Below are 13,112 nucleotides of genomic sequence, written 5' to 3' on the forward strand. Positions count from 1 at the left end.
ACTAGCCGAGCTTGGCCTTCAGCCGCTCGTTCACCACGCCCGGATTGGCCTTGCCCCCCATCGCCTTCATGGTCTGACCGACGAAGAAGCCGAACAGCTGCACCTTGCCATCCTTATACTGCGCGACCTTGTCGGCATTAGCGGCAAGGATCTTGTCGATCTCGGCATCGATCGCGCCGGTATCGCTGTTCTGCTTCAGCCCCTCACGCTCGACGATCGCATTCGCGCCTTCGCCGCTGTCGAGCATCTTCTCGAACACCGTTTTGGCAATCGACCCGCTGATGGTGCCGTCGGCAACCAGGCCGAGCAGCTCGGCCGCTTGCGCCGGCGAGACCGGGCATTCGGCAATGTCCTTGCCGAGGCGGTTCAAGGCCCCGAACAGCTCGGCGACGACCCAGTTCGAGGCACGAGCAGGCTCGGCCCCGGCTTCCAGCAGCGCGTCGAACCAGCGCGCGGTCTCGACCTCGGCGGTCAGAACGCTGGCGTTGTAAGCGGTGATCCCCGCCGCCTCGTAGCGCTTGCGCTTGGCATCGGGCAGCTCAGGCAGCGACGCGCGGCAATCCTCGATGAACTGGTCATCAAGCTCCATCGGCAGCAGGTCGGGATCGGGGAAGTAGCGATAATCGTGCGCATCTTCCTTCGACCGCAGAGACCGCGTCTCACCCTTGTCGGGATCGTAGAGGCGGGTTTCCTGCACGATCGAGCCCCCTTCTTCGAGGATCTCGATCTGGCGGCGCGCCTCATGCTCAATCACCGCCATCACAAAGCGGACAGAATTGACGTTCTTGGTCTCGGTGCGCGTGCCGAACTCGTCGCCGGGCTTGCGCACCGAGACGTTGACGTCGGCGCGCATGGAGCCTTCCTCCATGTTGCCGTCGCAGCTGCCGACATAACGCAGGATCGCGCGCAGCTTGCGCAGATACGCCCCCGCTTCCGCCGGCGAGCGGAGGTCGGGCTTGGAGACGATCTCCATCAGCGCCACGCCCGAGCGATTGAGGTCGACGTAGCTCATGGTCGGATGCTGGTCGTGCATCAGCTTGCCGGCGTCCTGCTCGACATGGATGCGCTCGACTCCGATCGTCCGCGCGCTCGCCTCGTCCTTTTCGTCGGTGAGGACGGTGATCGACCCTTCGCCCACCAGCGGGTGGTAGAGCTGGCTGATCTGATAGCCCTGCGGCAGATCGGCGTAGAAATAGTTCTTGCGGTCGAAACGGCTCCAATTGTTGATCTTGGCGTCGATCGCGAGCCCGGTGCGGACGGCCTGACGGATGCACTCGCGGTTGGGGACCGGAAGCATGCCTGGCATCGCGGCATCGATCAGGCTGACCTGGGTATTGGGTTCGGCCCCGAACGCGGTCGCCGCGCCGCTGAACAGCTTGGCGTTGCTGACCACCTGCGCATGGACCTCGAGGCCGATCACGACCTCCCACTCGCCGGTTTCGCCCTTGAGGCGATAGGGTGCGTTTGCGTCGGCCATTACCACCACTTCCCCGGACGGGCGGTGAAGCCCGCGCGTTCTTCGATCGCAAGGCCGGCATTCAGCACACCCTGCTCGTCCATTTCGCGCCCGATGAGATGCAGCCCGAGCGGCAGCCCTTGCGCGTCGAGTCCGCCCGGCACGCTCATCGCCGGTAAGCCGGCAAGGCTGGCGGGCACCGCGAACACGTCGTTCAGGTACATCGCCAGCGGGTCGCTCATCTTCTCGCCGATGCCGAACGCGGCGCTCGGCGCGGTCGGGGTGAGGATGATGTCGCACTGCTCGAACGCGCGGGCGAAATCCTGCTTGATCAGCGCCCGGACCCGCTGTGCTTTGGTGAAATAAGCGTCGTAGAAACCGGCGCTCAGCACATAGGTGCCGATCATGATGCGGCGCTTCACCTCGGCGCCAAAGCCGGCGGCGCGCGTCGCGGCATACATGGCGTCAAGATTGCCGCCTTCCGGCACCTCGCGCAGTCCGTAGCGGACCCCGTCATACCGGGCGAGGTTGGACGAGGCTTCGGCCGGCGCGATGATGTAATAGGTCGGCAGCGCGTACTTGGTGTGCGGGAGCGAAATCTCGACCACCTCCGCGCCCGCATCCTTGAGCCAGGCAATGCCCTGGTCCCACAGCGCGTTGATCTCGCCCGGCACGCCGTCGATCCGATATTCCTTCGGAATACCGACGCGCTTGCCGTGCAAATCGCTCGACAATCCCTGCTCCCACGCCGGCACCGGCGCGTCGAGCGAGGTAGCGTCCTTGGGATCGAAGCCGCACATGGATTCAAGCAGGATCGCGCAATCCCGCACCGTACGGGCCATCGGTCCCGCCTGGTCGAGCGAGGAGGCGAACGACACGATTCCCCAGCGCGAGCAGCGGCCGTAGGTTGGCTTGATCCCGGTGATGCCGGTAAAGGCGGCGGGCTGGCGGATCGAGCCGCCGGTGTCGGTGCCAGTGACGCCCGGCGCGAGGCCCGCCGCGACCGCCGCCGCCGACCCGCCCGAGCTTCCGCCCGGAGTCAGCGCCGCATTGCCGCCGTCGCTGCGCTTCCACGGGCTGATGACCGGACCATAAGCGCTGGTCTCGTTGGACGAGCCCATCGCAAACTCGTCCATGTTGAGCTTGCCGAGCATCCCCGCGCCAGCTTCGCGCAGCTTGGCGCTGACCGTGCTCTCGTAGGGCGGCTTGAACCCGCCGAGGATCTTGCTGCCCGAGGTCGTATCGACGCCCACGGTCGCGAACAGGTCCTTGATGCCGAGCGGGATGCCCGACAGCGGCTTCAGGTCGCCCGACTGGCGCGCCGCATCGGCGGCATCGGCGCAGGCCAGCGCATCGTCGGGTGTTTCCACCGTATAGGCGTTGAGCGCCCGGGCCGCCGCCACCGCCGCGTTGAAGTTTTCCGCGATCTCGCGCGCCGAAAACTCACCCGCGCGAAAGCCGTCGCGCAGCTGGGTCAGCGTCAGGCTGTTGAGTTCGGCCATTATTCGATCACCTTGGGCACGGCGAAGAAGCCGTGCTGCGCTTCGGGCGCGTTCAGCAGCACCTTGTCGCGGACATTGCCGCCGGTCAGCGGATCGGCGTCGATGACGTCATCGCGCAGGCGGAGCTTCTGGTCGACCACCGTCGCCAGCGGCTCGACGCCCGAGGTATCGACCTCGCCGAGCTGCTCGACCCAGCCGAGGATGTTGTTGAGTTCGGGCACCAAAGCCTCCACTTCCGCGTCGCTCATCTGGAGGCGCGCAAGCTTGGCGATGTGCCGCACGGTGGCGGTATCGACGGACATGTTCGGCGCGTTAGCGAGGGGGAGCCGAGCCTTCAACTCCCCCTCGGCTTGACGCCTTAGCGCGGGCGGCGATCCCGGCGGTTCTCGCGGCGCAGTTCGCGGACGTCCTGGCGCTGGTCGCGGCGGTATTCGCGGCGGTCCTGCTGCCGGTCGGCGCGATACTGCTCGCGAGTCACGGTTCCGGCGTCACGCGCGGTACGATCCTCACGGCGTTCGACGCGGTATGCCCGGCGGTCGTCACGACGCTCACCGCGATACTCGCGATAGTTTTCGCGAATGGCAGGATTGCGGCTGCGGGCGATCCGCTGCTGCTCCCAGTAGCGGCGCTGGGCATCGCTGATCGGATAGCGGCGGCGCTGCTGGTCGTAGACGTAGGCGCCGGTGCCCGGATAATAATAACCGCCGTTCCACCCGCCATAGGGCGAACCGTAGCTGCCATAAGGCACGCCATAGCCGCCGTAGCTGCCATAGCTTCCGTAGGCACCATATGGCGCATAGCCACCGTTGTAGCCGTAGCCACCGCCGTAATAGGGGTCGTAATAGCCCGAACCGACGCCGACGGAGGCGCCGTAATAAGGATCGAGGGTGGTGCAGCCGGACAGGCCGACAACGCCGATCGCCGCCAGGGCGAGATTGCGAACAAGGGACATGATCACGCTCCGTACAGCCCCCGCCGATGGTACCTGCCTCGGCCCCGGCGCTTGAACCGGAGGTGAACTAAGCCCCTCGTTTCGCCCCTACTTCTTGCTTGCTCGAGGGGAACCGGCGAACAGGTTGGCCGCCAGCCAATCCGCCACCTTATCGCCGTTGGGCTTGCCCGGCGTGATCATGTCGAAATGCTCCGCGGGATCGGTGGCGATCACCCGCACATCGTCACCGGCCGCCTTGACCTTGGCTTCATAGGGCTCCATCGAAAAGCCGAGCGCGCCTTTCACCAGCAATGTGCGCATGCCCAGCGGCAGATGATCGATCGGGCTTGCATCGCTGTAAGCGGCAGGCTTCTCCTGCGCGGTGCCGCCAAGCAGCGGAACGATCACCGGTTGCCCGCACACCTCCTTGTCGATCCCGACGAACTCACGCACCGAGCCCGGGCCATCGATCGCTGCCACCGCGACCGGTTTCAGCGCGTTCTTGCCAAGCGACCCCTTGAGCTTCGGCCTGCTCGCCGCGAACAAAGCGAGGTGGGCGCCTGCCGAGTGGCCGGCGATACCCAGCCGCTTGAGATCGAGCGGATAGCGCCGGGCCAGTGCGCGCAGGTGATCGACGCCTGCCCCTACGTCCTCGAACGTGCCGGGATAGCCCGCTCCCGCATCGCCGCGCGCACGATATTCGATGTTCCAGGTCGCGATCCCGCGCTTGGTCAGCATGTCGGCCAACGGCGCGGTGCCCGTCACATCCTCGAAGCTGCGCGTCCAACAGCCTCCGTGAATTACGGCGACCACGGGAACCGGCCCCTTGCCTGCGGGCAGGCGAAGCTCGCCGAACTGCAGCTTGTCCTTGCCATATTGCTCGACGAGCACCGGCTTGGAGACCGTCTTCTTGGCCGCTTCAAGCGGGGGATAGGGACTGGCCGAAGCGGGCCCTGCCCACAAGGCAGCTGCCGCGATGAGAAGGCTCGTCTTCAAGCGCATGTCCCTGATCCCCTGTTCTGGTTGCTGGTCTCCGTATCAGCCCTTCTTGGCCGCGATGAAGGCGTTTACCTGCTCTTCCAGCACGTCGAGGGGCAAGGAGCCATTTTCCAGCACCGCCGCGTGGAAGTCGCGAATGTCGAACCGGTCGCCAAGCTCCTTCTTCGCGCGCTCGCGAAGTTCCAGGATCTTCAATTGGCCGACCATGTAGCTGGTCGCCTGGCCCGGCCAGTTGAAATAGCGCTCGACCTCACGCACCGCGTCGGCTCGCGACAAGGGCGCATTCGCCATGAAGTAATCGATCGCCTGTTCGCGGGTCCAGCGCTTGTCGTGGATGCCGCTATCCACCACCAGCCGCACCGCGCGCCAGACCTGCGTCGAGAGCATCCCGAACTCGCTGATCGGATCCTGGTAGAAACCCATCTCCTTGCCCAGGCCCTCGGCATACAGCCCCCAGCCCTCGGCATAAGCGCCATAGCCGCCGAAGCGCCGGAACTTGGGCACGCTGGGAAGCTCCTGCGCCAGCGCGATCTGGAAGTGATGGCCCGGCGCGCCTTCATGATAGCTGCGCGCTTCGAGCTGCGGCTTCGACACGTCGGCCATGTTGGCGAGGTTGGAATAATAGATGCCGGGGCGCGTGCCGTCTTCGGAAGGCGAATTGTAGAAGGCGATCGCCGCCGTCCCCTCACGCCATTTCTCGACCGCGCGCACCTCGAGCGGCGCCTTGGGCAAGCGGCGGAACCACTCGGGCGACTTCGCCATCACTTGCGCGACGAAGCCTTCCGCATCCTTGATGTAGGCGGCACGGCCGGCGTCATTGTCGGGATAGCGATACTTGGGATTCGTGCGCAGCTCATCGAAGAACTGGCGCAGCGTGCCCTTGAACCCGACCTGGTTCTTGATGACCTCCATCCGCGCATGGATCGCCGCCACCTGGTTGAGGCCGAGCTGGTGGATCTGCTCGGCGTTCATGGTGGTCGTGGTCGAGTTCTTCAGCCGGTTGGCATAGAAGGCCGCGCCGTCCGGCAACGCCCAGGCGCCGCGATTGCCCTTGGCTTGGCGTTCCGTATCGGTCCAGGTCGCCAGGAAGGTGCGATAGCCGCGCTGCATCGGCCCGGTCATCGCCGCGCTTGCCGAAGCGAGCAGGCGATCCTTCTCGGCCTGAGGTGCGTTCAGCTTGCCGACCTTGGCCTTGAAGTCGGCATAGACCGGCGTGTCCGGACCCTTGGTGAAGGGCGCGCCGGCCAGCACCTTCTCGGCATCGCGGCGGACGGGTGCGAAGTTGAAGGTCGACGGCACGATCCCGGCCGCGGTCTGCGCCCGCATGTTGGTGGTAATCTCGTTCATCACCCGCTCAACCGCGTTCAGGCGAGAGATATAGGCTTCAGCATCCGCGACCGTGTCGATCTTGTGATTGTTGATCAGGAACACCGGAAGCGAGCCCGCCGGGCTGCCGTTGGTGCTGGCGATGAAGCCGTGGCGGCGCCAGCGGAAGTTCTCGACGTCCTGCTCCACCTCGTTCTCGAACAATCGGTAGCTGAGGCGGCCGTTGGGGCTGAGCTTCTCCGGATTGAATTGCGCGCGCAGGGCAGCGAGCTGCCGCTGCGATAGCGCCAGATCCTCGGCAGCGTTGGCGTCGGTGTAGCTGTTGAGCTCGCCATAGCGGTCCTTGCGGCCAAGGCTGGTCAACCCCTGCGGCGAACGTGCGACCTGCTCCTCGAACGCGGCATCGAGGAAAGTGGTCAGCCGCTGGTCCTCGGCGAGCGGGTCGACGGCCGGCTCGACCGGCCCCACGGGCGCGCTTGCGGCGGCAGCGGCGACGGGCGCTGCCTCGTTGGCAGGAACCGTGGCGCAGGCAGCGGTGGTGAGCAGCAGCAGAGCGGAAAGCTTGATCTTCAAGGCAGGTACCCTTTCACGTGGCTGAGCGCAGCCAAGCCTCACCCGGCCTTCGAGTCAACTTGGCTTTGGCGTGCCGCCGCCCTACCTGCGCTCTCCATGTGCGCCCGCCGCTTTCTCATCGTCATCTTCGTCCTCACGCTGCTGGTCGTCGCCGGCGCCTTCGCCGTTTATCAATTCGGCGGCTCGGTGCTGCGCAAGCAGGCGTTGCCGACCGTTCCCTACGAGGCGCCGCCGCCCGCCAGCGGTCCCGACTATGTGCAGACGGAGAATTGGCTCAATCTCCCCGATACCGTTCCTCCAGGGCCCGCCGAATGGAAGCCGCAAGGCATGGGCGAAGAGCCGGCTGGCAAGGTCGAGGCCGCAACCTTCTACATCCACCCGACCACCTACCTTCAGCGTGATCGCTGGAACGCCCTGCTCGGCGAGCAGGAGAGCCAGTCGCGGGCGCAATTGTTCGTGCGCAGCCAGGCCAGCGCCTTCAACTTCTCGCGCGTCTATGCGCCCAAGTATCGGCAGGCGGCATTCGGCGCATTTCTGGATACCGGCAAGGACGCCACGGCCGCCTTGGACCTCGCTTATTCAGACGTCGTCCGCGCCTTCGATCGCTTCTTGGCGCAGGAGCCGACCGCGCCGATAATCCTTGCCGGCCATAGTCAGGGCGCGCTCCACCTCACCCGCCTTCTGCGCGACAGGGTAGCGAAGGATTCTGCGCTCCAGAAGCGGATCGTCGCCGCCTATGTTGTCGGCTGGCCGGTCAGTCGCACGGCCGATCTGCCCGCAATGGGCTTGGCCGCCTGCCGCAACAATCTCGACACCCGCTGTATGGTGTCGTGGCAGACCTATGCCGAGCCGGCCAACACTGACCTCATCACGTCGGCGTTCGAAGGGACGACGGGCTTCAACGGCCGGAAGCGGCGGCGCCAGGACATCATCTGCTACAATCCGCTGTCAGGTTCCGACGATGCTGGGGTCACTGGCGAGATCAACAACTTTGCCCGCAACGACGGCACGCTGGTCCCGACGGACACTAGCCTCAGCGACGCCAACCTTGTCCAGGGCAGCGTCGGAGCGCTGTGCCGCGACAACTTCCTGATGATCGCCGGTCTCGACGACAAGCTGCCTGACCTTGGCCCTTACGTGCTGCCAGGCAACAACTACCACGTCTACGATTACGCCTTGTTCTGGGCTAACATCCGCGCCGATGCGCGCGGCCGCGTGAACGCATTCAAGCCGTGATCACCGCTGTCGCCGCCGACTTCCTCGCCGCGCTGCCGGGCGGCAGCGTGCTGGCCGGGCTCGACGTCGGCACCAAGACCATTGGCCTCGCCCTATGCGATTCCGGGTGGAGCTTTGCTGGCCCGGCCGAGACCATCCGCCGCACCAAGTTCACCGCCGATCTCGCGCAGCTTCGCACCTTCATCGAGCGCCACGCGGTCAAGGGGCTGGTGGTCGGCCTTCCGCTCAACATGGACGGCACCGACTCTCCGCGCACCCAGTCGACCCGCGCCTTTGCCCGCAACCTCGCCCCCCTCGCCCTGCCCGTGCTGCTGTGGGACGAGCGCTGGTCGACCCAGGCGGTGGAGCGGGCGATGATCGCTGCCGACGTCAGCCGGGCCAAGCGCGCCGAAGCGGTCGACAAGCTTGCCGCCGCGCACATCCTCCAGGGCGCGCTCGACGCCCTTTGCATGTTGCCGCGGCCAAGCTAGCGCTGGCGTCCGTGCACCTGCTCTCCATCGCCTCGCTCAGCGACTCGCAACTCGCCGCCCTGTTCTCTGCCGCCGATGGCTTTGCGCAAAATCCGCCCAGCGGACGTGACCGGCTGGCCGGCCATACCGTCTTCAACTGCTTCTACGAAAACAGCACCCGCACGGCGATGAGCTTCGCGCAGGCCGCCGCGCGGCTCGGGGCGCAGGCAATCACGCTGTCGGTCGAGCATAGCAGCGTCAAGAAAGGCGAGACCCTCGCCGACACCGCGCGGACGCTTGGGGCCATGCAGCCAGACGCGCTAGTCCTCCGCCACCGCCAGAACGGCGCGGCGGACGAAGTCGCGGGATTGGTCGATTGCCCGGTGGTCAACGCGGGCGACGGCACCAACGAGCATCCGACGCAGGCCCTGCTCGACGCGCTGACGTTGCAGCAGCATTTCGGATCGCTCGAAGGCCGCACGGTCGCGATCTGCGGGGACATCCTGCACAGCCGTGTCGCGCATTCCAACGCAGCGCTCCTGCCCCGGCTCGGCGCCACCGTGCGCCTCGCCGGCCCGCCGGCACTGATGCCCGGCGACGTTGAAACGCTGTCGGTGGATGACGCTATCGCCGGCGCTGACGCGGTGATGATGCTGCGGGTGCAGCGGGAGCGCCTCGACGAGGATCTCGGCGACCTGCCCGGCGAATATCTCCGCCAGTTCGGCCTGACCTCCGAGCGACTAGCCCAGGCTGCGCCAGATGCGGTCGTCCTGCACCCCGGCCCCATGAACCGCGGCGTCGAAATCGCGGACGAGGTCGCGGACCTTTCCGGCCGCTCCCTCATCCTTCGTCAGGTAGCGAACGGCGTCGCGATGCGGATGGCCGTGCTCGAAATGCTGGTCGCGGGCTGACCTGCGCTTAGCGGCTGGCGAAACGGACCGGCGCATCACCCGCAGCGCTGCGGACGAAGCAGGTCGCGCCCTTGGCCTTTAGCTTCATGCACAGCTGCCGCGCTTCGCCATCGCTGGCGAAGCCCTTGAGGCTCAGCCGGTAGACGGATCCGCGTGCATCGTTGAAGCGGGCGCTCGCCGGCACATAGGACGTCAGCCCACCGTGACGGCGGGAGATGGTCTCCCACCCCGCCTTGAGGCCGGCCTGCGTGGCGTAAGCGCCAAGCTGCACCACCGCCTTGCTCGCGCCGAATCGCTTGGCAGCGGCACGGCGGATCTCGGCGACCTTGGGCAGGCTGCCGTTCGGCTTGATCCGCTCGGCACGAATGCTGTCCACCATCGCAACGACGTCGGGCGCGGGGGTGGCCACCGGAGCGGGCACCTCGGCTTGCGCGAAGGCGATCGGAGCAGCTTCCATGCTGGGCTGCGGCTCGGCGGCGACAGGCGCCGGAGCGGCCGCGGCAAAAACCGGAGCTTCGGTCACCGGAGCGGCCTCGACGAAACGCACCGCATCAGTCTTGCCTGGCGCCTTGAGCGCCAGACGCACCGGCATGCCGGCATCGTTCGCTGCGGGCGCGGCGACGCCGATCAGCGACGCGACCTGCGATCCAGCGGGGGTGCCCGGACGAGCGAACGACGCCCACTCGCTCATGCGCTGTTCGAGCTGGTCACCGGAAAGATCTTGCGCGGCAACTTGCCGGGCACGTGCCCAGTCGCCGGCAATGGCGTGAGCCAAGGCCAGGTTCTGCCGTACCCGCGCATCGCCTTCCGACCCGCGCGCCGCGACATCGAGCATCTCGATCGCGACGCCCGGACGCCCGGCCAGCGCCATGGCGAGACCGGCGTCGGCCGGGCTGATCACCTGCGCATAAGTGTCCAGCGTCTGGGCCGCGTCATCCGCCTTCCCCTGTGCGACCTGCGTCAGCACCAGCTTCAGCGGCACGCCCGCCTGATTGGGATACATCGCCAGCGCGTCGGCAAAGGCGGCCTCGGCCGAGCGGAAGCGGCCACCGGCAAGATAGGCATTGCCGAGCAGCGTCCGGAACGCGGCATCGGTCGGGCTCTTTTCCACCGCGCGTTCGGCAAGGGCGATGGCACCTGCGACATCCCCCTGCTGAAGCGCGACATGGGCGCGCATGGCGACGCCGATGTTGCTGTTCTCGGCCAAGCCGCCGAAGTGCTTGGGCTTACCGCCCAAGGCGCAGCCCGTGAGTGCCACTGCCAGGACGATGCTGGAGGCGGCAAAAAGTGCGGTCCGGGCCTTGGTCATGATGCTTATCCCTTGACTGACTGACGCTCGGGAGCGCGGCTGGCCATCGCTTCGAGCTCGGGCATGGTCGCCAGGAGCTCGTCGAGCGCGCGGGTGACCAGTTGCTGAGCGGACGTGCCGGTGACGGCACAGGCGAGGCGAAGCTTGAGATGACGATCCTGGTCGAGCCGCAGCGTGAATGCGGCCTTGGCCTTGCCGACCGACGCGCGGCTGCGCGGTGCAGCCTTTGGCGCAGCGGCCTTGACCACCGGCGCACGCTCGGCGCGCACCGGGGCAAGCGGCGCTTCGCATACCGGCTCCACTGCCGTTTCGACAGGCTCGGCGATGGCGACCGGCGCGGCAAGAAGCTCGTCGAGCGGCATGGCGTCGGCCGGCACCGGCTCGGCCGTCTCGTCGATTTCCTCGCCAGCTTCGGTGGCAAGCCGGTGGACGATCTCGTCCTGAACGGCATGCACCGGGCTGCTCGGGGTCAGGCCAAGCGCGGGGTTGGCGCGCGGCGCGGCGGCCACTTCCTCGCCGGCGGGGACCGCGGTCAAGGACGGACGCGGCGGTTCGAAGCCCATGTCGTTCCAGCCAAGGTCTTCAAGCCCGCTGCCCATCTGACCAAAGCCTTGCGGACGCATGGCCGGGCGCGCGGCACCCTTGCGGGCAAGCAGCCCTGAGGACAGGGATGCGAAGGGCTTGGGTTCGCTCTTCATCATGGGAAATACGCTCCCTTAGCCAACCACGCGGCGGCCGAAGCCACCAACGGGACGCGGCGCGGCCGCGCTGACGCCGGGCGATGCACCCGGAGCCGCGAACACGGTGCGGCGGAAATTCTTCTCGAGCCGGTCGGAGATATACTCCCACAAGGCGACGACCTCGCCGGCCGACTTGCCCTTGGGATCCACTTCCATGACCGTCCGGCCATCGATCATCGAGGCGGCGAAGTCGGTGCGGTGGTGAAGGGTGACCGGGGCCACCGTGCCGTGCTGCGACAATGCAACCGCGGCTTCATAGGTGATCTTGGCCTTGGGCGTCGCGGCGTTGACCACGAAGATCAGCGGCTTGCCGGCGCGTTCGCAGAGATCGACCGTGGCACCCACGGCGCGAAGATCGTGCGGGCTCGGACGCGTCGGAATGACGATCAACTCGGCCACCGCGATCACGCTTTGGATCGCCATGGTGATGGCCGGCGGCGTGTCGATCACCGCCAGGCGGAAGCCCTGCTGGCGGAGAACTTCAAGGTCGCTCGCGAGGCGGGCAACGGTGGTCTGCGCGAACGCGGGCATTTCCGTTTCGCGCTCGTTCCACCAATCGGCAAGGCTGCCTTGCGGGTCGATGTCGATAAGGCAGACCGGGCCAGCGCCCGCCAATTGCGCCTGCACCGCAAGGTGGCCGGAGAGCGTGGTCTTGCCCGATCCCCCCTTCTGCGATGCCATAGCCAGAACGCGCATTCCGATCCCCTCGGGTAAGGTGCTTATGCTTGTGTGCTTCACGAGGAATGCCGGGGCAGGCCTAAAATCAGGTTAACGCGGACCGCACGCTGGTTTAGGCTGAGCGCGAACGGAGGGGTGTGGATGCGTAAGCTCGGAGTGCTCGCGATTGCGCTGGTGATGGCAGTCCCTGCCTCGGCACAAAGCGTCAGGGCCGGCATCGACGCGTGGGGTGCCGGCAAGCCCGAGCAGGCGGTGGCGATCTGGCGCCCGCTTGCCGCCAAAGGCTCGGCCGACGCGGCTTTCAACCTCGGCCAAGCCTACAAGCTTGGCCGCGGCGTGACGGCGGATCTCGCTCAAGCGCAGCGCTTCTACGAGCAGGCGGCACGCGCCGGGCACCTCGAAGCACAGACCAGCCTTGGCCTGCTGCTGTTTCAGAACGGCAACCGCCCCGCCGCGCTGCGCTGGCTGAAGCAGGCAAGCGACGCCGGCGAGCCGCGGGCGATGCTGATCTATGGCACTGCTCTCTTCAATGGCGATGGCGTGCCCGAAGACCGCATCCGCGCCTATGCCCTGGTCAGCCGCTCCGCCGCGCAAGGGCTGGCACCTGCCCGCACCACCTTGAGCGAGATGGACCAGCTGATCCCGCTGGCGGAGCGGCAGAAAGGCGTCGCGCTGGCGCAGCAGCTGGCGACAGCCGGCAAGCCCGCGGCGACCAATGCTGCCAAGGCGGCTCCGGTTAGATCAGCAGCGCTCCCCCGGCAGCCGGCGCCACCCCCCTCGACCGGTGCCTTCCGGGTTCAGCTTGGTGCCTTTCGCGATGCCGCCTCGGCACAGCGGCTGTTTGCCTCGCTTGGGTCTCGCCTCAATGGAGCTCGGATGACGCTGGTGCCGTCGGGCACAATGACCCGGCTACAGGTCGGCCCCTACCCTACCCGCGCCGCGGCAGCGTCGGCGTGCGTCGCGCTCAAGCCGCAGCCCTGTTTCCCGGTCGCGGCGAACTAA

At 66.9% G+C, this 13,112-nt stretch carries 13 protein-coding genes; 4 read left to right on the plus strand and 9 right to left on the minus strand.

Going from position 1 to position 13,112, the window contains the following annotated elements:
* Position 1: 1 nt before the first annotated feature.
* The 6 genes from gatB to ACP69Z_RS11290 form a co-directional block, all read right to left on the minus strand.
* A complete protein-coding gene (gatB, locus tag ACP69Z_RS11265; protein ID WP_426267576.1) occupies positions 2–1,477 on the minus strand; it encodes an Asp-tRNA(Asn)/Glu-tRNA(Gln) amidotransferase subunit GatB in 1,476 nt (491 codons plus the stop codon).
* Positions 1,477–2,958: an Asp-tRNA(Asn)/Glu-tRNA(Gln) amidotransferase subunit GatA gene (gene gatA, locus ACP69Z_RS11270; protein ID WP_426267577.1), complete on the minus strand. Its 1,482-nt coding sequence runs from the start codon at positions 2,956–2,958 to the stop codon at positions 1,477–1,479. The genes gatB and gatA overlap by 1 nt, the downstream gene beginning before the upstream one ends.
* Positions 2,958–3,260 (minus strand): Asp-tRNA(Asn)/Glu-tRNA(Gln) amidotransferase subunit GatC, encoded by a 303-nt coding sequence (gene gatC, locus ACP69Z_RS11275; RefSeq protein WP_338504648.1) that lies wholly within the window; start codon positions 3,258–3,260, stop codon positions 2,958–2,960. Before gatC ends, gatA begins: the two co-directional genes overlap by 1 nt.
* 56 nt (positions 3,261–3,316) lie before the next feature.
* Complete coding sequence (locus ACP69Z_RS11280) at positions 3,317–3,910, minus strand: hypothetical protein (RefSeq protein WP_426267578.1); 594 nt, start codon at positions 3,908–3,910, stop codon at positions 3,317–3,319.
* Positions 3,911–3,997: 87 nt separating this feature from the next.
* Positions 3,998–4,891, minus strand: a complete 894-nt coding sequence (locus ACP69Z_RS11285) for an alpha/beta hydrolase family protein (protein ID WP_426267579.1) — start codon at positions 4,889–4,891, stop codon at positions 3,998–4,000.
* Between the two features lie 36 nt (positions 4,892–4,927).
* Entirely contained in the window at positions 4,928–6,787 is a 1,860-nt protein-coding gene (locus tag ACP69Z_RS11290; protein WP_426267580.1) for a DUF885 domain-containing protein, read from the minus strand.
* Between the two features lie 96 nt (positions 6,788–6,883).
* Here ACP69Z_RS11290 and ACP69Z_RS11295 point away from each other — a divergent pair, with 96 nt between their 5' ends.
* From ACP69Z_RS11295 to ACP69Z_RS11305, 3 genes are read left to right on the plus strand one after another with little or no spacing between them, the layout of a single operon-like run.
* The gene (locus tag ACP69Z_RS11295) at positions 6,884–8,023 is read left to right on the plus strand and encodes a DUF3089 domain-containing protein (RefSeq protein ID WP_426267581.1); all 1,140 of its coding nucleotides are present in this window, start codon (positions 6,884–6,886) and stop codon (positions 8,021–8,023) included.
* The gene (gene ruvX / locus ACP69Z_RS11300) at positions 8,020–8,493 is read left to right on the plus strand and encodes a Holliday junction resolvase RuvX (protein ID WP_426267582.1); all 474 of its coding nucleotides are present in this window, start codon (positions 8,020–8,022) and stop codon (positions 8,491–8,493) included. The genes ACP69Z_RS11295 and ruvX overlap by 4 nt, the downstream gene beginning before the upstream one ends.
* An 11-nt stretch (positions 8,494–8,504) precedes the next feature.
* Positions 8,505–9,383 (plus strand): aspartate carbamoyltransferase catalytic subunit, encoded by an 879-nt coding sequence (locus ACP69Z_RS11305; RefSeq protein ID WP_426267583.1) that lies wholly within the window; start codon positions 8,505–8,507, stop codon positions 9,381–9,383.
* 7 nt (positions 9,384–9,390) lie between these two features.
* Here ACP69Z_RS11305 and ACP69Z_RS11310 read toward each other — a convergent pair whose 3' ends face one another.
* The 3 genes from ACP69Z_RS11310 to ACP69Z_RS11320 are packed head-to-tail and all read right to left on the minus strand — an operon-like array spanning position 9,391 to position 12,128.
* Complete coding sequence (locus tag ACP69Z_RS11310; protein ID WP_426267584.1) at positions 9,391–10,692, minus strand: tetratricopeptide repeat protein; 1,302 nt, start codon at positions 10,690–10,692, stop codon at positions 9,391–9,393.
* Between the two features lie 5 nt (positions 10,693–10,697).
* Positions 10,698–11,393: a hypothetical protein gene (locus tag ACP69Z_RS11315; protein WP_426267585.1), complete on the minus strand. Its 696-nt coding sequence runs from the start codon at positions 11,391–11,393 to the stop codon at positions 10,698–10,700.
* A gap of 15 nt (positions 11,394–11,408) precedes the next feature.
* Positions 11,409–12,128 (minus strand): AAA family ATPase, encoded by a 720-nt coding sequence (locus ACP69Z_RS11320; RefSeq protein WP_426267586.1) that lies wholly within the window; start codon positions 12,126–12,128, stop codon positions 11,409–11,411.
* Positions 12,129–12,251: 123 nt separating this feature from the next.
* On the opposite strand from ACP69Z_RS11320, the gene ACP69Z_RS11325 reads away from it, so the two are divergent.
* On the plus strand, positions 12,252–13,112 hold the full coding sequence (locus tag ACP69Z_RS11325) for an SPOR domain-containing protein (RefSeq protein ID WP_426267587.1): 861 nt from the start codon (positions 12,252–12,254) through the stop codon (positions 13,110–13,112).

The organism is Sphingomonas sp. LHG3443-2 (assembly GCF_049896405.1).
GTDB lineage: Bacteria > Pseudomonadota > Alphaproteobacteria > Sphingomonadales > Sphingomonadaceae > Sphingomicrobium.

Coding starts and splice junctions, on each gene's coding strand:
- gatB (WP_426267576.1), bottom strand. CDS start 1,477: ATGGCCGACGCAAACGCACCCTATCGCCTCAAGGGCGAAACCGGCGAG.
- gatA (WP_426267577.1), bottom strand. CDS start 2,958: ATGGCCGAACTCAACAGCCTGACGCTGACCCAGCTGCGCGACGGCTTT.
- gatC (WP_338504648.1), bottom strand. CDS start 3,260: ATGTCCGTCGATACCGCCACCGTGCGGCACATCGCCAAGCTTGCGCGC.
- ACP69Z_RS11280 (WP_426267578.1), bottom strand. CDS start 3,910: ATGTCCCTTGTTCGCAATCTCGCCCTGGCGGCGATCGGCGTTGTCGGC.
- ACP69Z_RS11285 (WP_426267579.1), bottom strand. CDS start 4,891: ATGCGCTTGAAGACGAGCCTTCTCATCGCGGCAGCTGCCTTGTGGGCA.
- ACP69Z_RS11295 (WP_426267581.1), top strand. CDS start 6,884: ATGTGCGCCCGCCGCTTTCTCATCGTCATCTTCGTCCTCACGCTGCTG.
- ACP69Z_RS11310 (WP_426267584.1), bottom strand. CDS start 10,692: ATGACCAAGGCCCGGACCGCACTTTTTGCCGCCTCCAGCATCGTCCTG.
- ACP69Z_RS11315 (WP_426267585.1), bottom strand. CDS start 11,393: ATGATGAAGAGCGAACCCAAGCCCTTCGCATCCCTGTCCTCAGGGCTG.
- ACP69Z_RS11320 (WP_426267586.1), bottom strand. CDS start 12,128: ATGCGCGTTCTGGCTATGGCATCGCAGAAGGGGGGATCGGGCAAGACC.
- ACP69Z_RS11325 (WP_426267587.1), top strand. CDS start 12,252: ATGCGTAAGCTCGGAGTGCTCGCGATTGCGCTGGTGATGGCAGTCCCT.